Source organism: Streptomyces sp. NPDC048637, from assembly GCF_040650675.1.
Lineage (GTDB): Bacteria > Actinomycetota > Actinomycetes > Streptomycetales > Streptomycetaceae > Streptomyces.
Map to the genome: position 1 here is coordinate 100,471 of NZ_JBEZHQ010000016.1, position 20,098 is coordinate 120,568.

Genomic DNA, 20,098 nt, shown 5'->3' on the forward strand with positions numbered 1-20,098 from the left:
CAGACAGCGAGACGCAGCGGGGGGCCCAGGTCCCGCATGTAGACGGGGAGTTATATGCGGCATTTTGGGCACCTTGCGCCCGACGTTCGGAAGACACTGTTCCACCAGGAGCCGGTGGAGTTCACCGCCGATTCTCCGGCCCGCACGCTCGCGGTCGCCCTGGGGGCCACGCTCTACAGCCCCGCCACCCGCCCGCGCCTCGCCGCCGACGTCCTCAAACAGGCGGGGCGGGGCGTCATGTCCATGGTCCTGTGCCTCGAGGACTCCATAGGGGACGGAGATGTCGAGGCCGGCGAGGAGAATCTCGTGCGGCAGCTCGGCCTTCTCGACGAGGCGGCCGCCGCAGGAACCGACCTCCCGCTGCTGTTCGTCCGCGTCCGCACCCCCGGTCAAATACCGGACCTGGTGCGCCGCATAGGGACCGCCGTCCACAGACTGTCCGGATTTGTACTTCCGAAATTCACCGAGGACCGCGGGGTCCCGTTCCTCGAGGCGCTGACCACGGCCGAGTCCGTCTGCTCCCGCCGGCTCTTCGCGATGCCGGTGCTGGAATCTCCCCAGCTGCTGCATCTGGAGAGCCGCGCCGAGACCCTCCAGGGCATCGCCAGAACCGTCGACAAATACCGGGACCGGGTGCTGGCCCTGCGGCTCGGCGTCACGGACTTCTGCTCCGCCTACGGTCTGCGCAGACCGCCCGATATGACGGCGTACGACGTCCAGATCGTCGCCTCCGTGATCTCCGATGTGGTGAATGTGCTGGGACGGGCGGACGGCACGGGCTTCACCGTCACCGGCCCGGTGTGGGAGTACTTCCGGCTGCATGAGCGGATGTTCAAGCCGCAGCTGCGGCGCAGCCCGTTCCTCGGACGCGCCGAGGAACTGCGGACGGCACTGATCGAGCACGACATGGACGGCCTGCTGCGCGAGATCGAACTCGACCGCGCGAACGGCCTGCAGGGCAAGACCTGCATCCACCCCTCGCATGTCGCACCGGTGCACGCCCTCTCGGTCGTCAGCCATGAGGAGTTCAGCGACGCGGTCGACATCCTGCGCCCCGAACGGGGCGACGGCGGGGTGCTGCGCTCCTCGTACACGAACAAGATGAACGAGGTGAAGCCGCATCGCGCCTGGGCCGAGCGGACCCTGCTGCGCGCCGAGGCGTTCGGGGTCGCCCGGGAGGGCATCGGTTTCGTGGAGCTGCTGACGGCGAGTGTGCCGCAGACCTGACATGCGGTGATCGATATGAACGATATGACGGAGGAGACGGAACGCGTGGTCTGGACAGGAGAATGGGTCGCCGGTCGGCTCGGGGTCTCGCTGAGCGGCGGGGACGAGCTGCCGGAACTGCTCGGGCTCGCGCTGCGGCGCAACCCGAAGCGGGCCCATCTGCTCGTGTCGAACGTGCTCGGCAAGCATGTGCCGCAGCGACCGGACGTGGTCCATGGCGCAGGCTTCGGGCTGGGGCGCCGAGTGCGGAAGCTGCTGGGCGACGAGGCCGCCGCCCGCTCCGTCGTACTGGGTTACGCCGAGACCGCCACCGGCCTGGGACATTCGGTGGCCGACGGCCTGGCCCTCGCGCCGTATCTGCACTCCACCCGCCGCCCGGTGGCCGGTGTGGCGCAGGTGGGTGGGTTCGAGGAGGAGCACAGTCATGCCACCTCCCATCTGCTGCTCCCCGAGGACCGCGGACTCCTCGCCGGAGACGGACCGTTGGTGCTCGTCGACGACGAGTTCTCCACCGGCAGGACCGTCCTGAACACCATCAAGGCGCTGCACGCACGCTTTCCGCGCGAGCGGTACGTGGTCGTCGCCCTGGTCGACATGCGCTCCGACGCGGACCGCAGCCACCTGGAGAAGTTCGCGGCGGAACTGGGCGCCCGCGTCGACCTCGTCGCGCTGGCCGCGGGTGGTGTACGCCTGCCCGAGGACGTTCTGACCCGCGGCCAGGAACTCGTCGCCGCACACGAGGCCGTTACGGCACAGGGGCCGGCGGCTGCCCCGGAGAGCGCATCGGAGCCTGCGGGTGACGAGCAGTGTGCGGCAGGCGCTCCGGCGGTGCCCGAGGGCCGCGGTGCGGAGTGCGTACGGGTCGACCTCGGCTGGCCCGCCGGGCTGCCGGACGGTGGGCGGCACGGCTTCACACCGGCGCACCGCGCACGACTGGAGGCCGGGCTGCCGGGCATGGCGACCCGTATTGCACAGCGGCTGGACGGTGCCCGTCGCATCCTCGTCCTCGGCAACGAGGAATTGATGTACACGCCGCTGCGGATAGCCGAGGCCCTGGACGCCCGGCAAGGGGGCAGCGCCGAGGCGACGGCCGTGGGCAACGGCATCGGGGCGGAGGACGGTGCCCTCCGGCCACGGGACGGTCGGCTGTCCGCGTCGACCGGAGGCGCCGGTGTCTTCTTCTCCACCACCACCCGGTCGCCGGTGCTCGCCGTCGACGACCCCGGTTACGCGATACGGACCCGGCTGTCCTTCCCCGCCCACGACGATCCCGCCGACGGGCCGGGGGAGCGGTACGCCTACAACGTCGCGGCCGGCGCCGACCCGGAACGCCGCTTCGACGCCATCGTGGCCGTCGTGGACTCGCACGGTGACCTCCCCGAACTGCGGGCCACCGACGGTCTGCTGCACCGGCTCTCCGGGCACACCGACCGACTGCTGCTCGCCGTCATCCCCTCGTACGCCCCGCAACCACAGGCCGGACCCATGCCCCTCCCCGAGCCGCTGCGCGGCCCCGCCTTCTCCTCCTACACCGCCGACGAGGTCGGCTGGCTGCTGCAGGATCTCTCCGACGTCACCCTGGAAGCGCCGACCGAGGAACGCGAGGAGGCGATTCAGCGTGGCGGCGCCCACTACGCGGAGTCGCTGCCCGTCGAATACCAGCCGAGCGAGGAGTACCAGGCGCTGTTTCACAGTGCGCTGCAGACCTCCGCGAGCCGGATCGCGCGGGCTGTCGGGACCGTCACCGAGACCGTGCTCGCCGAACGCAGTCCCCGTCCCGTGCTGGTGTCGTTGGCGCGGGCGGGTACACCCGTCGGAGTGCTGATGCGCCGCTGGGCGCGGCACGCGCACGGCCTGGAACTGCCGCACTACGCGGTCTCGATCGTTCGCGGCCGGGGGATCGACACCACGGCGCTCCGGTGGCTGGCCGCCCATCACGATCCGGCGGATGTCGTCTTCGTGGACGGCTGGACCGGCAAGGGTGCCATCACCCGCGAACTTGCCCAGGCCCTGGAGGACTTCCCGGGCTTCGACCCGCGGATCGCCGTGCTCGCCGACCCCGGCGGCTGCGTCGAGACCTATGGCACCCGCGACGACTTCCTCATCCCGTCCGCCTGCCTCAACTCCACTGTTTCCGGCCTCATATCGCGCACGGTCCTGCGCGACGACCTCGTGGGACCGGACGACTTCCACGGCGCGAAGTTCTATCGCGATCTGGCCCCGACCGATGTGTCGCGTGCCTTCCTGGACGCGGTCAGCGGGCGCTTCGACGAGGTCGCCCCGGACGTCGTCGAAGAGGTGAAGGCACTGGCCGCCGCAGACCGGGCCCCCACCTGGGAAGGCTGGGCGGCCGTCGAGCGGATCAGCGAGGAGTACGGCATCCACGACGTGAACCTCGTGAAGCCCGGTGTCGGTGAGACCACACGCGTACTGCTGCGCCGGGTCCCCTGGAAGATCCTGGCCCGGCGGGGTGCCGGGACCGATCTCGATCATGTGCGCCTCCTGGCGGGACAACGGGGCGTGCCCGTCGAAGAGGTCGACGAACTGCCCTACACCTGTGTGGGGCTGATCCATCCCCGCTTCACTCGCGGGGCCACGGGTGCTGACGGCAAGGCGGTGGCCTCCTGATGAGCGCGATCATCGCCAGCGACCTCGACCGCACCCTGATCTATTCGGCCGCCGCGCTGGGCCTGGCCATGCCCGACGCCGAGGCCCCCCGGCTCCTGTGTGTGGAGACATATGAGCGCAAGCCGCTGTCCTATATGACGGAGACGGCCGCCGGGCTGCTCGCCGAACTGGCCGGCAAGTCCACCTTTGTGCCGACCACCACCCGCACCCGCGAGCAGTACGGCCGCATCCATCTCCCGGGTCCGGCACCGGAGTTCGCCATCTGCGCCAATGGCGGCCATCTGCTCGTACGGGGCGAGTCGGACCCGGACTGGCAGCGCACCGTCGCCGAGCGGCTCGCTGCGCACTGCGCGCCCCTGGAGGAGATCCGCCGGCATCTCGTCCACACCGCCGACCCGGCCTGGCTGCTCAAGGAGCGTGCCGCCGAGGACCTCTTCTCCTATCTCGTCGTGGAGCGGCCGCTGCTGCCGGACAGCTGGGTGAAGGACCTCGCCGGCTGGGCGGACGAACGCGGCTGGACCGTCTCCCTGCAGGGCCGCAAGATCTATGCCGTGCCGAAGCCGCTGACCAAGAGCGCAGCCGTGACGGAGGTGGCGCGCCGCACCGGGGCGTCCGAGATCCTCGCGGCCGGCGACTCCCTCCTCGACGCCGATCTGCTGCTGGCCGCGGACCGCGGATGGCGGCCCGGACACGGGGAGCTGGCGGACTCCGGCTGGCACGCCCCCCACGTCACGGCGCTCGATGAGAGGGGTGTCGCCGCGGGCGAGGAAATCGTGCGGGCCTTCATCCACGGCGCCGTACCCCCGGGCCACGCCGGCTGACACGGACCGCGACAAAGACCGCCACCGCCAGCGCAGTTGCCACAAGGACCACCTTCGAATAGACGTCCACATACCCCGTCACCTCCTCCCAGTTGTCGCCGAGCAGATAGCCGGCGAGGACGAAGATTGTGTTCCAGATGAGGCTGCCGATGGTGGTCAGGGCGAGAAAGGCCGGTACCGGCATGCGCTCGATGCCGGCGGGTATCGAGATGAAGCTGCGAAAGAGGGGAATCATCCGGCCGAAGAACACCGCCTTCGTCCCGTGCCGCCGGAACCAGCGCTCCGTCTTCTCGATGTCCGAGACCTTGACCAGCGGCAGTTTCGACGCGATCGCGACCGTACGCTCCCGCCCGAGCAACGCGCCTACGCCGTACAGCGCCAGGGCGCCCGTCACCGAGCCGAGGGTCGTCCATGCGAGCGCGGACGCCAGATGCATGCTGCCGCGGGCGGCCGCGAAGCCCGTCAACGGCAGAATCACCTCGCTCGGCAGCGGCGGGAAGAGGTTTTCTGCGGCGATGGCTACGCCCGCCCCGGGCGCGCCGAGCGTGTCCATGAGGTCGGTGATCCAGCCGGGTGCGGTGCTTCCGATGCTCTCGATCATGTTTTCAACGCTATGAATTCTCGCCTCGCGGCACATTGCGGTATACCGCACGAAAGACTGCGGTTTTCCACAGTGTGCGCGGACGCACGGTGCGGCTAGCGTTTCGATCATGTGGGGGATGACACGGCGCGGATTGCGCCTGGCGACAGGTCTGGTGCTCGGTGCCGTGATCGCGGCGGCCGAGCTCCCCTTCGTTGTGCTCTCCGGGCTCTCCCTGCTGTGCGTTGTCGCCTGGCCGCGCGGCCGCCGCGGGGTCCTCAAGCCCGTGGCCGCCGCCGCGCGAGCCCTGACCGAGACCCATCGACGCCGCCTCCGCATCTATGTCGCGGTCGACACGTCGGACGCGTACGCCGACCGCCGCGCCCTGCAATATCTGTCCCTGCGCTGGGGGTTGGGCCTGCTGGGCGTTCTCGTCCTGGGCGCGGCGCTGATCGGAGCGGCGTACGGCATCTCCTGGATCTTCATCCTGCTGCTCACCGACGTCAGCAATCCCGCCGCCCTCGCGTTCTCAAGCATCGGCGGCCTCTTCCTCCTCTTCCTCAGCCTGCAGGGCACCTTCGGAGTCGCCGGGCTGGAGACCAGGCTCGCGCGGTATTACCTCGGCCCCAGCCACCACGAGGAGCTGGAGCGCCGCATCGAGCAGCTGGCCGCCAGCCGCGCCGGCGTCGTCGCCGCGGTCAACGACGAGCGCCGCCGTATCGAACGCGATCTGCACGACGGTGTGCAGCAGCGGCTGGTCGCCCTGGGAATGTTGCTCGGCCGCGCGCTGCGCAGCCAGGACGAGCGGCGCGCGGAACAACTCCTGCGCCAGGCCCACGAAGAGAGCCGCCAGGCCCTGACCGAGCTGCGCGAAGTGGCCTGGCGGGTCTATCCGACGGTGCTGGACGAAGCAGGACTGCGCGCCGCCTTGGAAACGGTCGCCGAACGCTCGGCCATCCCGGTATGCCTCGACTACGAACTTGTCACCGAACCCGACACCGCGGTGGCCACGGTCGCCTACTTCGTGGTCTCCGAAGCCGTCACCAACGCCGTCAAGCATTCGGGCGCCGGACGGATAACCGTCCGCGTCGCCCCTGGCGAGGACGCCGTGCTCGTGCACATCGAGGACGACGGACCGGGCGGCGCGGATTCCTCCGGCAGTGGCCTGTTCGGGCTGGCCCGCCGGGTCGCCGCCCTCGACGGCCGCTTCCGGGTGGACAGCCCGGCCGGCGGACCGACCACCATCACCGCGGAGTTGCCGTGCGCGTAGTGCTGGCCGACGATTCGACGCTGTTGCGGGAGGGCCTGGTGCGCCTCCTCGCCGAGGAGGGGCACGAGGTGGCGGCCGCGGTCGGCGACGCGGATCAGCTGATCGCCGTGCTGGAGCAGGCGGGGGAGCAAGGCGAGAAGCCGGACGCGGTGGTCGTGGACGTCCGGATGCCCCCCACGCACACCGATGAGGGGCTGCGCGCCGCGGTGCAGATCCGGGAGCGCTGGCCCGACATCGGCGTGCTGGTGCTCTCCCAGTATGTCGAGCGCCGCTATGCGACAGAGCTACTGACCGACGACAGTGAGGGGGTGGGCTATCTGCTCAAGGACCGGGTGGTTCAGGTGGACGAGTTCCTGGACGCGCTGGAACGGGTGAGTGCCGGACAGGCCGCCTTCGACCCCGAAGTCGTACGGCAGTTGCTGATGCGCAGCCGCCGCTCGGATCCGCTGGGCACGCTGACCGCACGCGAGCAGGAAGTGCTCCGGGAGATGGCGCAGGGCCACACCAACGCGGCAATCGCCGTCCGGCTGCACATCTCGCAGAGCGCCGTGGAGAAGCACATCAACGCCATCTTCGACAAGCTCGATCTGACCGGTACATCCGGATATTCACGCCGGGTCCTGGCGGTGTTGCGGTACTTGGGGACATGAGGCCGGGGCGATCCGACGGTGAGGCGAGACGCGAGGGGAGGGGATAAGGGGAGGTCCAACCGGCGCCGGAGCGCCGCTCGGGGTGCCCCTCGCCGCCGAGCAATCCATGGGAAACGCCCGTGTGACGGCTCGTCGAGGGAGGGGGAAAATCAGCGACCGGTCGGCGACGAGCTCGACTAGTCTCGCCGAGGCGGTTGGCTGCACCGTCCGGTGAACGGCCGAGACCGCGATCCTTATCAAGAGGAGAGCCAGTGGTTGAGTCCAAGAGCACGCCGATCACAGCGGAGATGTACGAATACGTCCTCGCCCACAATCCGCCCTTGAACGCCGCGCAGCGGGACATCGTGGAGCTCACACACCAACAGTTCCCCGAGGCGGCAGGGATGCAGTCGGCGGAGGAGCAGGGGCCGCTGCTTGCGTTCCTGGTGCGGCTGACCGGGGCTCGGCAGGTCGTCGAAGTAGGGACGTTCACCGGCTTCTCGACGCTGTCCATGGCGCAGGCGTTGCCCGCCGACGGCACGCTGATCGCCTGCGATGTATCCGAGGAGTGGACCGCCTACGGCCGGGAGGCCTGGGCGAAGGCCGGGGTCGCGGACCGTGTCGACCTGCGGATCGCGCCCGCGCTGGAAACGCTGCGGGCGATGCCGGCCGAGCCGCATATCGACCTCGCCTATCTCGACGCGGACAAGGGCGGCTATATCGCCTACTGGGAGGAGCTGGTGCCCCGACTGCGGCCGGGAGGCCTGATCGTCGCGGACAACGTCCTGTACCACGGGGAGGTCGCCGACCCGGCGGCAACCGGGTCCGCCCTGGCGATCAGGGCGTTCAACGACCATGTGCTGGCGGACCCTCGGATGGAGGCGGTGATGCTCACCGTGGCGGACGGTGTGACGCTGGCGCGCAAGCGGTAGCAGGCAGCGGCCCCCAGGCCCAGGCTTCAGGCCCTGGAGCCGCCCGGCGCTGTCCTAGCCGCAGCAGCCGCCTCCGCAGCAACCGCCGCCCCCACCGCTCGGGGCGCGGGCGGGGGCGGCTGCGGAGCCGCCGACGGCGACCGTGGAGAGGAGCTTCACCGTGTCCTCGTGCCCCTCGGGGCAGACGGCCGGGGCGGAGGACTCGGCCATCGGCCGGTTCAGCTCGAAGGTGGAGCCGCAGGGGCGGCACCGGTATTCGTAACGAGGCATGGGCACAGGTTAGCCGTGGCGCCGCTCAGCGCACGACGGTGCCGGGCGGCGCGCCCAGCATGCCCAGCTCGGAGCGGGTCGGCGCGCCCTCCCAGTCGCCGGGCGACGCGACCGCGAACGCTCCGGTGGTGACGGCCCGCTCCAGGCGTCCGGCCGGCCCTTCGCCGTCCAGCAGCGCCGACAGATAGCCCGCCACGAAGGCATCGCCGGCGCCCACGGCGTCCACGGCCCGTACCGGCTTGGCGGGCTGGTGGAGAGAGCCGCCGTGGGTGAAGGCCGTCGCCCCCTCCGCGCCGTGTTTGACCACGACCTCGCCGACGCCCTGGTCCAACAGGAGGCCGGCCTGCCTCGCCACAGTGGCCGCAGGGCCGCCCGCGACCTCGTGAGGGGGAAGGGGCGCGGGACCACCGCAGGCCTTCGCGTCGGCCGCAGAGGGCTCCCCCTGCTCCGATCCACAACGAGCCAGGTCCCTGTCGGCCCCCTCGACACCCATGCCCGCGCCGACCCCCTCGGCCCTCAGTCCCCCGTCGGCTCCCTGGCCCCCGTCGGCCCCCTGGCTCCCCTCGGCCCCCTGGCTCCCCTCGGCCCCGTCCGGCGAGCCCTCCCCGCCCCCGCCTCCGGGCAGGCACAGCGGCAGCTCGTCGTCGGAGGCGATCAGGACATCCACGAAGGGAATCCAGTCGCGTAGGACCGCGGCGGCCTCTCCGGCGGTCCACAAGCGGGCGCGGAAGTTGACATCGAGACACACCAACGAGCCGGAATCCCGGGCAAGCCGGAGCGCGCGCCGGGCGGCCGCGCGGGCCGTGGGGCTCAGGGACGGAGTGATGCCCGTCAGGTGCAGGACGCGGGGCGGGGCGGCGGAGAAGGCGCGCTGGACGGCTTCAGCGCCGATCCGGGAGCCGGCCGAACCCGCGCGGTAGTAGTGCACCCGGGTGACCTCGGGCAGCCGCGGCTCGAAGAGGAGCAGCCCGGTCGGGGCGCCGGGATCGGTCGAGGCGCCGGACACCCCGACGCCCTCGGCGCGCAGCGTACGCAGCACCAGTTGTCCGGCCTCGTCCTCGCCGACCGCGCCCGCCCAGCGGACGTCGTGCCCCAGCCGGGCCAGGCCGATCGCGACATTGCTTTCCGCCCCCGCAATGGAGACGTTCATCGTGCCGCCGAGCTTCAGCGGACCGCTGCCCCGTAGGGCGACCATGGTTTCGCCGAAGGTGAAGACATCCGGGCGGCCCGGTTGCCAGGGAAGCAGCGGGCGGCCGGGTGCGGTCCCGGGGCGGGGAGCGGCGGCGCCCCGCTGGCCCTCGCTGCCTGGGTCAGCCGGCTGCCCCGTCATCGTGCGCACGCCGCCTTGAACGCCGCCGCGCGCTTGCGCAGCGCGTCCAGGTCGCCGCCGTCCGCCGCGTCCCCGACCAGCGGCGAGCCGACGCCCACCGCCACCGCTCCGGCGGCGAAGTACGCCGGCGCGGCGGCCGCGTCCACCCCGCCGACCGGCACGAACGGCAGCTCGGGGAAGGGGGCGCGGAGCGCCTCCAGATACCCGGGCCCGCCGACGGACGCCGGAAACAGCTTCAGGGCCGAAACGCCCAGCGCGTCGGCCGCGATCACCTCGGACGGCGTCAGCACCCCGGCGAGCGTTGAGAGCCCCTGCCGTACGGACTCCTCCAGACCGGCCCCCAGACCGGGCGTGACGATGAGATTGGCCCCGGCCTCGGCGGCGCGCCGGGCATCGGATGCGGTCAGGACGGTGCCGGCGCCGAGCCAGGCCGCATCGCCGAGCTCGGCACGCGCCCGTCGGATGACGGTGAGGGCATCGCTTCCGCTGAGGGAGACCTCGATCAGCGGAAGGCCTGCCTCCGCAAGCGCCATGACCGTACGGAAGGACGCCTCCGCATCCCTGCCCCGGATGATGGCGACCAGCCGCTCGGTCCGGAGCGCTGTGCTGAAGTCCATGGCGTTCCTGCTTTCTCCTGCTCCCCGCCGCGTGCGTACTGCGCGACCGGGCCGTTCGGGCGCACGGGTGACACCGCTGATTATTCCGGGCCGGCTGGACGGGCGTGTGGGGTGTGGAGCGTGTGGGGTGGGCGTGGCGATGGGGGAGTGGCTACTCGGATGTGGCGAATCGGGTGTGGCGAATCGGATGTGGCCTGCGCGTCGTCGCCGGACGGCGCCACAGCGGAGCCGGAGTGATCGGCGGCCTTCGCTCCCGTCCCGTCACCATTCGGCGAACGCCCCGTCCTCATGGCGCCACACGGGGTTCCGCCAGGTGTGCCCCCGCTGATCCGCCGCCCGTACGGCGGCCTCGTCCACCTCCACGCCGAGCCCGGGGCGCTCGGTCCGCAGCAGCGAGCCGCCGTGGAAGCGGAACGGCTCCGGATCCGCGACATAGTCCAGCAGTTCGGCGCCCTGGTTGTAGTGGATCCCGATGGACTGTTCCTGGATGAGGAAGTTCGGGGTGGTGAAGGCGACTTGGAGACTGGCGGCCAGGGCGACCGGGCCGAGGGGGCAGTGCGGGGCGAGCTGCGCCCCGTACGCCTCCGCGAGCGCGGCGATCCGGCGCAGCTCGGAGATGCCGCCCGCATGCGAGATATCGGGCTGGAGGATCGCCACGCCGGCTTGCAGGGGAGCCAGGAACTCTCGCCGGGTGAAGAGACGTTCACCGAGTGCGAGGGGGATGGAAGAGGCATTCACGAGGTCGGGGAGGGCGTGCAAGTAGTCACAGAGGACGGGCTCCTCGACGAACATCGGCGCGTAGTCGGCCAGGAGGGGGAGGAGCCTGCGGGCGTTGGCGGGCGAGACCCGGCCGTGGAAGTCGAGGCCGAAGTCCCGTTCGTCGCCGAGGACTTCGCGTGCGGTCTCGGCGCGCAGCAGACACTCCCGCACTTCGGCGCGGGTCGCCACCGGCGTCATCTTGCCGCAGCCGTTCATCTTGACGGCGGTGAAGCCCGCTTCGGTCTGCGCGGTGACCGCGTCGCGGATGGCATGCGGTTCATCGCCGCCCACCCATGCGTACGCGCGGATCTTCTCGCGGACCGGCCCGCCGAGCAGCTGGTGGACGGGGACTCCGTGCCGCTTCCCTTTGATGTCCCACAGTGCCTGGTCCAGACCGGCGACGGCGGACGACAGGACGGGCCCACCGCGGTAGAAGCCGCCCTTGGTCATGACCTGCCAGTGGTCCTCGATACGCGCCGGATCCTGCCCCAGGAGGTATTCGGACAGCACCTCCACGGCCGCCCGGACCGGCTCGGCCCGCCCCTCGACCACCGGCTCACCCCAGCCGACGAGGCCCTCGTCGGTCTCCACCCGGACGAACATCCAGCGCGGCGGGGCGAGGAACGTCTCGATGCGGCTGATCTTCATGGACCGGTCCGTCCTTTCGATGTGCGGAGCGCGGCGTACGGAGCGCGGCGCACGGAATGGTGCGCGCTCCGTACGCCCCACTGGGGACAGGGCCCGTGCCGCCCGTTCGACCCCGGCCACGCGCGCGCCGTGCTGGTGCGCGATGTTCTGCCCACCCACATCACCGCGTTAACCGACGCAGCTTCCGGACCGCAGCCCCCTCCCCCCACCACTGCGCCGCGCTACATCAGCCCCTACTGCAGATGCTCCCGCTACTACGGAAGCTCCAGCCACTACGGATGCTCCCGCGCGGACACATCAAGCAGTTCGAGCATCGCCATATAGGCCCGGTCGACGTCGCGGTTCCGTACGGCCTCGACGACCGCGGCATGCATCGCATGGGGATGCTCGAACGCGCCGTCCGCGGCGAGCACCGCCCGGTCGCGCTGGACGAGCACCGGCACGATCACCCGGTGCATCTGCGCGTAGAAGCGATTGTTCGACGCGATCAGCATCGCCGTGTGGAAGGACGCGTCGGCGCGTACGAGCAGCACCGGGTCGTTGTCGGCCGCGGCCATCGCGCTCAACGCGGCGTCCAGGGCCGCCAGATCCTCGTCGGTACGGCGCTCCGCGGCGAGCGCGGCCGCCGCGGGTTCGATGGAACGACGCAGTTCGAGCACATCGGCGAAGAAGTCGGACGAGACCCCGGCCGCCAGTTTCCACCGCAGCACGTCCGTGTCCAGGAGATTCCAGTCCTCCCGGGGGCGGACGAACGTGCCACGCTTCTTGTCGGTCCCGAGGAGGCCCTTGGTGGTCAGCACCTTGACCGCCTCCCGCAGCACGGTCTGGCTCACGTCCAGCTCCGCCCTCACGTCCGGCAGCACGAGGCTGTCGCCCTCACCGTATGTGCCCTTGAAGATCCGTTTGGCGAGCGCTTCGACCGCCCCATGGTGAGCCCCGTGCCCTGAGGAGGCGGCGTGCCCCGAACGGCTCATCGTGCTGCTCCCTGCTCCCCGTGCTCGCTGCCCCCGACGCCCTCCCTTCGCGCTCCCTCAGCTGTTCCCGCCGCCCCAGCCACGTCGGCCACTCCGGCCATGCCAGCCGCTCCTGCCATAGCGGAGATGGCGGATAACCCCCACCCCGCTCTCACCCCGCTCTCACCCCTCCGCTCCGCTCCCCTCCCCACGCCAGCCATCAGGGCGTACCGAGCACCCCAATCCCACCTCGGTACGCCCTGACGTCTCCTCGCCCCGGCTCAGGGCTTCTTGCTGTCGCCACCGGTGCGGGTGCCGCTGTCGAGGGCAGTGGTGTGCCTTCTGCTCCCGCTGGTGCCGGCGCCGAACGAACCGCGCCCGGCATGCGGGGCGCCTTGCATCTTGATGCGCGCCGCCTGCCGTGCGGCCGTCATACCGGAGACGGGACGCAGCTGTCCGCGGTCGAACCGCTCCGCCTCCTCCGGGTGCCGGGCGCGCCAGTACGGATTGTCATGGGGGAGGCCGCCGCTGACCCGCCCGTACATCCCGAAGACCAGCAGCATCAGCCCGACCACGAAGCTGAACAGGACGTTCTGTATCTGGAAGGCGAGGAAGTTCGCGCCGGTGTCCAGCAGCGCCAGGTTCACGAATCCGCTCAGGAGGAAGAGGGCGCCGAGCACGATGTTGAGGGTCGAGGCGAAGTTCCCGCCGATCACCATGCCGACGAAGAGGATCGCTCCGACGACGATCGAGAGCACGCTCAGGGAGCCATTGGTGTTCAGCCCGGCAACGGTGTCGCCGCCGGTGTCGAAGTAGCCGATGTGGTGGGTCAGTCCGAGGATGCCGAAGGCGATCAGTACCAGGCCCATCAGCCCGGCGCCGATGCGGTAGACCCTGCTGAGCCGATGGTCCACGGGCAGATGTTCATCGAGCCGAGTGTGGTGCCTCGTCGCCCGGTGGAGCGGGTTCGCGGGCCCGTGCAGGGTCTGGCCAGTAGCCCCAGTAGCCATGTCTGGCCTCCTTCGCGCAGGTGCCGACTGGGCCGTACTCCTCTCCAGGATCCGCCCAGGTGGCATTTCACGCCATCGCGCCCGGCGGCGAGGAGCACGGCGCCGCCGCCCGACACCGCCCGCAGGGTTTCCGGTCAGGTACCGGGCCGCACACCGGCCTGACACCGGGATCTGCACACCGGCCAGGCACCGGGCCGCATACCGGTCCGGCAGGGTCACGCCCCGAGGAGGCTCCGGAGTCTCAGCCGCCGGCCCCGGCCCCGGCCCCGGTCCCGCCCCTGGCCTCCCGGATCTCCTGCACGACCCGGGCCGCCGTCTCCCGCACCGCCTCGGTCTCCATCAGGAAGTGCCACCAGTCCGGATGGCGCCCCTCCAGGCCCGCGACCGCACGGTCCAGCCGCGCCACCGCATCGTCCAGGGGGCCGGCATGCCGCGGATCGGGGGTGCTGCGCCCGGTCATCGCCAGCCGCTGTGCGTCCCGTACGGCGAAGCGGGTCCGGTCGACCTCCTTCTGCCGGTCGAACGACACCGCATCGAGCCGCTGCAGCCGGTCACCGGCCGCCGACACCGCCTCATCGGTGGTGTCCAGCAGTGCCCGTACGGTCGCCAGCCGGCTCGTGGCATCCGCCCAGCGCTGGTCGTCCCGCGCCTGCTGCGCCTCCCGCAGCTTGACCTCGGCCTGCTGGACGGACTGCGTGGCCTGCTCCGGCACCTGCTGCAGGTCCTGCCAGCACGCCGCGCTGTACCGCCGCCGCAGCTCGCTGAGGACCGGGTCGACCTTCCCCGCACGCGTCGTGATCGCCTGCGCCCGGGTCCGCAGCGACACCAGGCGCTTGTCGATCTCCGCGGCCTTTCCCGGCAGCCGCTCGGCCTCCGTCCGTACGCCCTCGGCCTGGCGCACCACCTCGTCGGCGCGCCGGATCGTCTCCTGTACGCCATGCTGCCCGGCACCCTGATTGAGCTTGGTCAGCTCCGGCGCGAGCGCCGCCAGCCGGGTCGCGAGATCATCGGCCTGCAAGCCCTGCGCACGGACCGCGTCCAGCGCATTGCTCGCCGCCAGCAGCGCCTGCCGCGCCCGCTCCACGGCCGGGGCGAGCCGCGCCAGCTGCGTCTCGGCGGACTGCAGCAGCGGCCCCAGCCCCTGCGCGAACCGGTCCAGCTCGCCCTTGACCCGGTCCAGCTCCTGCTTGGCGCGCGTCAGATCGGCCCGCGCCCGTGACATCGCGGCGCCGTCAAGGTCGTCACGGTCAAGATCGTGGGAGTCGACCGCGGTGATGTACCCCTGACTCACCTCGTCGATCCGTCGGCCGAAGCCCTCGTACTGCTCTGCCGCTTTCCGCGCGGACGGCGACGTGTCGACGGCGGTGATCGCCTCTATGGAGATCCGCAGATCCCGGTGCGCGGTGTCCAGCTCGTAGAACGCCGCCGCCGCGGCATCCTTCGCGGCCTGCGCATCGGCCCGCTGGCCTTCCCCCCGCCCGAACCAGCGACGGGTCCCCCCGCCCGCGAACGACAACGGCGCCATCGCCACCACCAAAGGCAACGGCAGCAACATGAGCGCCACCACATCCCGGACCGGACCCCCACGGGCGCGACGGCGTTCTCGCTGCTCATGCGGCTGAGTGTCTGTCGCCGTCACTTCCCTCTCCCGATCGGATCGCCCCAGGACCGAATATCATTCTCCCACTCACCGGAAACGAACACAGCGGCCGGTAAGTTCGCACTTCGAGCACTGGTTTGCAGTGCAGCCCCGCAGGCAAGGTAGTCTGTCGGCTCGGCCAGGGCGCATAGCTCAGCGGTAGAGCGCTGCTCTTACAAAGCAGATGTCGGCGGTTCAAATCCGTCTGTGCCCACTTCCCACGCAAACGACAAAGGCCCAGGTCATCCGATGTGAATTCGGATTCCTGGGCCTTGATCGTTTTCTGCGGCGGAGGCGGTTCGGGGGGCCCGTGCCACTTACGTGCCAGATGCCCCGTCCGAGCCGCCCCGGTCCGGCTTCGCCTGCCGGTTCGGCTTCCCCCGCCGGATCTGCGCGTCCACATGATCGGCAATCGCTTGATCACGACCGTTGACCAGGTGCTGGTAGATCAGCGCCGCCCGTACGGACGAGTGCCCCATGCGGTGCATCAGCTCACGAGTGGTCGCGCCTCCGGTCGCGGCAAGGGTGTTGCCCGTGTGCCGCAGATCGTGGAAGTGCATGTCCGAGAGGCCGGCCGTCCGCAGAGCCGGGAGCCAAGCCCTACGGAAGTTGTTCCGCCGTAACCGACCGCCCCGCTCCCCGACGAAGACCAGCCCCGCGCGCCCCGCCTCGGCGTAGTGGCTGAGGTGATCGGCCAGTTCCTCCACGAGCGACGCCGGAAACGCCACGGTGCGGATACCGGCACTGCTTTTCGGCGTCTTGATCGTCAGCCCTTGTGTCCTGGTCTCTGCCTGAGAGCGACGGACGGAGATCGTGCGCCGGTCCAGGTCGACGTCATGGCGCTGCAATGCCGCCAGTTCACCGAAGCGCAGTCCGGTGAATGCGGCGAGGAGGACCAGGACGCGGAAGCGAGGTGGAACGGCCTCGGCGATTCGGTAGACCTCCGGCACCGTCAGGTAGGGGCGCTCCGCGGTCTTGGCCGCGCCAGCTCCCTTGATGCGGCATGGATTCCGCTGGATCAGGCCGTCATCCACAGCCGTATTCATGATGGCCCGCAGGATCTGGTACGCCTTGACCACGGTGGACTCACCTACACCGTTGTCGAGGAGAGTAGATCGCCACCGCCGGACGTGGGGCGTGGTGATCTGTGTGAGCGGCGACCGCATGAAGGTCGGCATAATGTGCAGCCGAAGCGCACTCTCATTGCGCTCACGAGTGGTGGCCGCGTAGTCGCGCTCCTTGAGCCATGCGGTTGCGTACTCACCGAACGGGATCTCAACGTTCGGGTCATGCCAGCGGTGCTCGACGATCTCCGCCTCTTTGCGGACGAGCCATACCTCGGCGTCCCGCTGGGTCGGAAAGGTCGTGTCGGCAGTGCGAAGCACTCCGTCCGGCCCGGGGTAGCGAGCCTGGAAGCGTCCGGACGGCAGTTTGCGAACGGACCCGAAGCGTCGGCGCTTTCCCCGTGCGTTGGGCATCAGGCCACCGCCCCAAGACGCCTACCGCCGGCCGACACCGGCTGAACCGTGTTCGCCTCGATGAAAGCGCGCAGAGCGCTCTCCGGAATACGCACGTGACGCCCCACGCGAACGAACGTGATGCGCCGCTCGGCGATCAGCCGGCGAGGAAAGCGCTCTGTGGTGCCGAGCAGTTCGGCGACTTCCGGGACGGACAGATACCGGTCGTTCACGGGTTGACCTCTCCTTCTGAGGCGTTGGTGGCGGCTAGGGACGCGGACAGCCATTGCTCGGTGGGGCTGAGGCCGGTGCCGGCGTAGGTCCAGTGGGCGAGGACGAGCGTGGTTTCGCCTTCCTCCTGGCCGTGCGGATGGCGTGGGGTCTCGCCCCGTGCGATGGAGGCTTGGAGGCAGCGCCATTGGGCGCGGGCTTCGCGGAGGGCGCCCAGGGTGGTGGAGTAGCGGCGGGTTTTGGTGGAGAAGTGGCCGCGGAAGCCGAGCATGTGCGCCCAGGCCCGCAGCCGGAGCTCTTCGAGGTCCTTGCGGGCACCGAGCGCCCAGGCGGTGCGGATGAGGCGTTCGGCGTGCGGGGAGATATCGAGGCTGGCGAGTTCGGCGACGAACTTCAGGGGCCGGTCGAGGGTGCCGGTCGCTGTCTCGGCGCCTTTGGTGGCGTACTTGGCGATGTAGGCGGCAACGGCGCGGTCGGTCAGCGCGGTGCCGCCGTCGAGGTCATTGCCTTTGATGGTGCGGACGTCGATCTGGCGGCCGAAGGCGAAGGAGTGCGCGCGGCCGTCGAGGACCGGGCCGGCCACGGTGGCGTGGGCAGCGGCTGCCTTGATGGCGTCGGTCAGCAGCTCTGCGCTTGCCCAGTGCGGGGGAGGGGTGTCGCCGCCCGCGGGGCCGTCGAGGCGGATGACTGCGTGGAAGTGGACGGCGCCGCGCTTTTGGTACTCGGCGACCTTGGCGAAAGAGACGCGGGCGTGTTGGGCGAACTCCCGCTGGGTCAGTCCGGCCCGGCGGGCGATCTCGCGGCGTAGGTAGATCGTGAAGCGGCGCCAGAGCATGCCCGCGTGCGCGTTCCAGAGCACAGCTGACTCGTAGTCGTAGCGGTCGGGGGCGAGCGGAGTACCGAGTGCGGCGTCCTCCTGGTCGTGGTGCCGGCCGCAGCGGCATGGGCAGGTACGGCCACCGGGTGCGGAGGGGCGGTTGTGGACCGGTCCGAAGCTCGGGGCGGTGAAGGTGGCGAAGACACGGGGATGGGAGGTGACCCGGTCCGGGACGCCTTTGCCGCCGCGGAGTCCTGCGGTGATCAAGTGGTAGGTATCGCGCCGGTAGGTCTCGGCGCAGGTGGGACAGCGGGTGGTGCGACGGTTGCCGCAGCGCACCAGGAGGTCCCCGGCGGGCAGGTCGTTCGAGTCCAGGTGGTGGAGGGCGGGGCTGATTCGCCGGTGGCGGTGTCGATGCGGTGTTCGGTGCGGTGGCCGGCCAGACGGATGGGGCGGGTGCAGCCGCCGAGAGTGGCCAGCTGTCGCACGAGACCGGGCAGGGTGCCGGACGCGGCGAGTTTCCCCAGGTATGTGAGCGGGGGAGGGGTGCTGCGGGTGATGATGGACTTCTCCTTCTCGGCTTCTGGTCGAAGAGGGTTGGGCTACCGGGGCGGTGGATGCTTGGCGGTATCGAGGCCGCCCCGGTAGCCGCTTCAGTGGTGACGCTGGCTGGTGAGCAGGGAACGCAGGACCACCGCGGCCACGGCCACCGAGACGGCCGAGACGGCGACGGCGGTCAGCAGCGCCGTGAGAATCACGCCGCCCACCAGGACGGCCGCCACGACTCCTGCACCGACCGAGGGCAGCGAGCGGCGAGGAGCCATCGCGGGCCCGGCGGCGTGATGGCAGGAACAGACCGGCGTTCGGACGTGAGTAGCGAGACTTGAATCCGCGACGTGAGCGGACGGCGTTGGAGCCGTGGGCAGTTGAGGACGAAAGAGCATGAGGGCGTCTCCCTTCAGTGGTGGGTGCCGTTGACGATCTCGACGCCGCTGCGGGTGCCGGAGTCGATGGCGGGGGCCAGGAAGGTGCCGGCGAGGTAGAAACCGAAGAGCGCGATCACGACGACGATCCAGATCCGGACGCCGAGGAACTTCACGGCTCCCCAGGCGATGAGGCCGAGGACGACGACCAGGGGCAGGCTTACGGTCATGGGGCAGCTCCTCTTCAGCGCACCGGGCAGCGGTGCGTACGGGCGGCGAGTTGGGCGGCGGCACGGGAGTCGTAATCGACCGCGAACCCGCAGCGCGGGGCCGTACAGGCAGCGGTGTGCTTCTCGCGGCCCCGGCCGTCGTAGTAGGTGCCGACCTGGACCGGGCCGAAGCGGACCACGCGACGGAAACGCGGCTGGGCAGCCATCAGCGGGCCCCCTTCTCGGCGGCGAATTCGGCGGCATGGCCGATCAGCCAGGCGCGGATCTCGTCGCCCTCCTGGCGGTCGGCGGCGAGGATCACCGGCTCGGCGACGAGCACGGCCTCGGTGAAGCGGTTCTGGCGGGTGAGTTCAGCTGCGCGCTTCAGGGCGCGGAGCGTGGATCGACGCAAAGTGGCTCCAGTTGGTCAGGTGAGGTGAGTGGCGATGGCCTCGGCGAGCGGGGCCGGAACGCCGAGTCGGGCGCGGAGTGTTGTGGTGTCGATGGGTGCTCCCGTGCGGGTGTGGTGCTCGGTGGCGATCTTTCGGGCGTGGGTGATGAGGGCGGCAGGAACGTGGTCAGCCGGTGGAGGGGGCGGTGCGGGCTCGGCGACGAGTTCGGGCGTTCTCGCGGGGACGGGCGGTTCGACTTCGTGCTCCTCTTTCGGTGCCGGTGCCGGTGCCGGTGCCGGTGCGTCGATGTCGTCCGTTTCGGCGATCACGTCCGCGCGATCGGTGGCGGGGCCGTGGGCGAGCAGGGTGCCGCCGAGAAAGGCAGCGGCCGGCCAGCCGGCCACCAGTACGCGGAGCCAGGGCGGAACGTGGCTGAGGTCGAGGAGTCCTGCGGTGGCGATGTTGGCGCCGAGGCTGGCCGCGAGGGCCACCAGGAACCACGACCACCCGGCCGCCTTGGACTGGCCGGACCGCAACCGTTTCCAGGCGGCGACCAGCAGCAGGTCGACGCTCACCGGGTAGGCCCACGCCTTCCAGCCGTCCTGGCCCGCGGCTACCGCGAGGTCATGCAGATGCGCGAAGGACAGGGCGGCGGCGATGACCGCTTGAACCAGTACGGCGTCGACACGGACGGGCGGCTTGCGCACTGCTCGCCTCCTTCCGGTTTCGGGCATGGCAGGGGTAGGGACTCGGCGT

21 protein-coding genes, 1 tRNA gene and 1 pseudogene are annotated in these 20,098 nt (G+C 70.6%); 7 read left to right on the forward strand and 16 right to left on the reverse strand.

The annotated features are described in order from the left end of the window. Window positions 1-54: 54 nt before the first annotated feature. From AB0C46_RS20985 to AB0C46_RS20995, 3 genes are read left to right on the forward strand one after another with little or no spacing between them, the layout of a single operon-like run. Window positions 55-1,227 (forward strand): HpcH/HpaI aldolase/citrate lyase family protein, encoded by a 1,173-nt coding sequence (locus tag AB0C46_RS20985; RefSeq protein ID WP_362829434.1) that lies wholly within the window; start codon window positions 55-57, stop codon window positions 1,225-1,227. Between the two features lie 15 nt (window positions 1,228-1,242). Then, window positions 1,243-3,855: a phosphoribosyltransferase gene (locus AB0C46_RS20990; protein ID WP_362829436.1), complete on the forward strand. Its 2,613-nt coding sequence runs from the start codon at window positions 1,243-1,245 to the stop codon at window positions 3,853-3,855. Then, complete coding sequence (locus AB0C46_RS20995; RefSeq protein ID WP_362829437.1) at window positions 3,855-4,676, forward strand: HAD family hydrolase; 822 nt, start codon at window positions 3,855-3,857, stop codon at window positions 4,674-4,676. Before AB0C46_RS20990 ends, AB0C46_RS20995 begins: the two co-directional genes overlap by 1 nt. On the opposite strand, the gene AB0C46_RS21000 is transcribed toward AB0C46_RS20995, so the two are convergent. Then, window positions 4,639-5,277 carry a DedA family protein gene (locus tag AB0C46_RS21000; RefSeq protein ID WP_362829438.1) on the reverse strand — a complete coding sequence of 213 codons (639 nt, stop codon included), beginning with the start codon at window positions 5,275-5,277 and terminating at the stop codon, window positions 4,639-4,641. The genes AB0C46_RS20995 and AB0C46_RS21000 overlap by 38 nt on opposite strands. Before the next feature lie 109 nt (window positions 5,278-5,386). Here AB0C46_RS21000 and AB0C46_RS21005 point away from each other — a divergent pair, with 109 nt between their 5' ends. From AB0C46_RS21005 to AB0C46_RS21015, 3 genes are all read left to right on the forward strand, one after another. Beyond that, window positions 5,387-6,526, forward strand: a complete 1,140-nt coding sequence (locus AB0C46_RS21005) for a histidine kinase (protein WP_362829439.1) — start codon at window positions 5,387-5,389, stop codon at window positions 6,524-6,526. Then, the gene (locus AB0C46_RS21010) at window positions 6,517-7,176 is read left to right on the forward strand and encodes a response regulator transcription factor (RefSeq protein WP_362829441.1); all 660 of its coding nucleotides are present in this window, start codon (window positions 6,517-6,519) and stop codon (window positions 7,174-7,176) included. Before AB0C46_RS21005 ends, AB0C46_RS21010 begins: the two co-directional genes overlap by 10 nt. A gap of 287 nt (window positions 7,177-7,463) precedes the next feature. Continuing rightward, complete coding sequence (locus AB0C46_RS21015) at window positions 7,464-8,087, forward strand: class I SAM-dependent methyltransferase (protein ID WP_362829518.1); 624 nt, start codon at window positions 7,464-7,466, stop codon at window positions 8,085-8,087. A 54-nt stretch (window positions 8,088-8,141) separates the two neighbouring features. On the opposite strand, the gene AB0C46_RS21020 is transcribed toward AB0C46_RS21015, so the two are convergent. The 7 genes from AB0C46_RS21020 to AB0C46_RS21050 all read right to left on the reverse strand — a co-directional run bounded on the left by AB0C46_RS21020 (window position 8,142) and on the right by AB0C46_RS21050 (window position 15,313). Continuing rightward, on the reverse strand, window positions 8,142-8,357 hold the full coding sequence (locus AB0C46_RS21020) for a zinc ribbon domain-containing protein (RefSeq protein ID WP_362829442.1): 216 nt from the start codon (window positions 8,355-8,357) through the stop codon (window positions 8,142-8,144). A gap of 25 nt (window positions 8,358-8,382) precedes the next feature. Next, window positions 8,383-9,687, reverse strand: coding sequence for a sugar kinase (locus AB0C46_RS21025; RefSeq protein ID WP_362829443.1), 1,305 nt, complete (start codon window positions 9,685-9,687; stop codon window positions 8,383-8,385). Continuing rightward, window positions 9,684-10,304: a bifunctional 4-hydroxy-2-oxoglutarate aldolase/2-dehydro-3-deoxy-phosphogluconate aldolase gene (locus AB0C46_RS21030; RefSeq protein ID WP_362829445.1), complete on the reverse strand. Its 621-nt coding sequence runs from the start codon at window positions 10,302-10,304 to the stop codon at window positions 9,684-9,686. The genes AB0C46_RS21025 and AB0C46_RS21030 overlap by 4 nt, the downstream gene beginning before the upstream one ends. Window positions 10,305-10,565: 261 nt before the next feature. Then, window positions 10,566-11,711, reverse strand: a complete 1,146-nt coding sequence (gene dgoD / locus AB0C46_RS21035; protein ID WP_362829446.1) for a galactonate dehydratase — start codon at window positions 11,709-11,711, stop codon at window positions 10,566-10,568. Window positions 11,712-11,983: 272 nt separating this feature from the next. After that, window positions 11,984-12,685, reverse strand: a complete 702-nt coding sequence (locus AB0C46_RS21040) for an FCD domain-containing protein (protein WP_362829447.1) — start codon at window positions 12,683-12,685, stop codon at window positions 11,984-11,986. A gap of 260 nt (window positions 12,686-12,945) precedes the next feature. Further along, window positions 12,946-13,674, reverse strand: coding sequence for a DUF4383 domain-containing protein (locus tag AB0C46_RS21045; protein WP_362829449.1), 729 nt, complete (start codon window positions 13,672-13,674; stop codon window positions 12,946-12,948). Between the two features lie 241 nt (window positions 13,675-13,915). Further along, on the reverse strand, window positions 13,916-15,313 hold the full coding sequence (locus AB0C46_RS21050; RefSeq protein ID WP_362829450.1) for a hypothetical protein: 1,398 nt from the start codon (window positions 15,311-15,313) through the stop codon (window positions 13,916-13,918). A 142-nt stretch (window positions 15,314-15,455) separates the two neighbouring features. On the opposite strand from AB0C46_RS21050, the gene AB0C46_RS21055 reads away from it, so the two are divergent. Next, window positions 15,456-15,527 (forward strand) — tRNA-Val (locus AB0C46_RS21055). 103 nt (window positions 15,528-15,630) lie between these two features. Here the strand turns inward: AB0C46_RS21055 and AB0C46_RS21060 are convergent. The 8 genes and pseudogenes from AB0C46_RS21060 to AB0C46_RS21095 all read right to left on the reverse strand — a co-directional run bounded on the left by AB0C46_RS21060 (window position 15,631) and on the right by AB0C46_RS21095 (window position 20,076). Then, a complete protein-coding gene (locus AB0C46_RS21060; protein WP_362829451.1) occupies window positions 15,631-16,791 on the reverse strand; it encodes a tyrosine-type recombinase/integrase in 1,161 nt (386 codons plus the stop codon). After that, window positions 16,791-17,003, reverse strand: a complete 213-nt coding sequence (locus AB0C46_RS21065; RefSeq protein WP_099869306.1) for a helix-turn-helix domain-containing protein — start codon at window positions 17,001-17,003, stop codon at window positions 16,791-16,793. Before AB0C46_RS21065 ends, AB0C46_RS21060 begins: the two co-directional genes overlap by 1 nt. Next, window positions 17,000-18,318: pseudogene (locus tag AB0C46_RS21070) on the reverse strand (replication initiator). The gene AB0C46_RS21065 and the pseudogene AB0C46_RS21070 overlap by 4 nt, the downstream one beginning before the upstream one ends. A 153-nt stretch (window positions 18,319-18,471) precedes the next feature. Continuing rightward, window positions 18,472-18,762: a SpdD protein gene (locus AB0C46_RS21075; RefSeq protein WP_362829453.1), complete on the reverse strand. Its 291-nt coding sequence runs from the start codon at window positions 18,760-18,762 to the stop codon at window positions 18,472-18,474. Between the two features lie 14 nt (window positions 18,763-18,776). After that, window positions 18,777-18,971: a hypothetical protein gene (locus AB0C46_RS21080; protein ID WP_310718372.1), complete on the reverse strand. Its 195-nt coding sequence runs from the start codon at window positions 18,969-18,971 to the stop codon at window positions 18,777-18,779. A 14-nt stretch (window positions 18,972-18,985) separates the two neighbouring features. Beyond that, complete coding sequence (locus AB0C46_RS21085; protein WP_362829454.1) at window positions 18,986-19,177, reverse strand: mobile element transfer protein; 192 nt, start codon at window positions 19,175-19,177, stop codon at window positions 18,986-18,988. After that, the gene (locus tag AB0C46_RS21090) at window positions 19,177-19,362 is read right to left on the reverse strand and encodes a hypothetical protein (protein ID WP_362829456.1); all 186 of its coding nucleotides are present in this window, start codon (window positions 19,360-19,362) and stop codon (window positions 19,177-19,179) included. The genes AB0C46_RS21085 and AB0C46_RS21090 overlap by 1 nt, the downstream gene beginning before the upstream one ends. A gap of 15 nt (window positions 19,363-19,377) precedes the next feature. Continuing rightward, window positions 19,378-20,076, reverse strand: a complete 699-nt coding sequence (locus AB0C46_RS21095) for a DUF2637 domain-containing protein (protein WP_362829457.1) — start codon at window positions 20,074-20,076, stop codon at window positions 19,378-19,380. Between the last annotated feature and the right edge of the window lie 22 nt (window positions 20,077-20,098).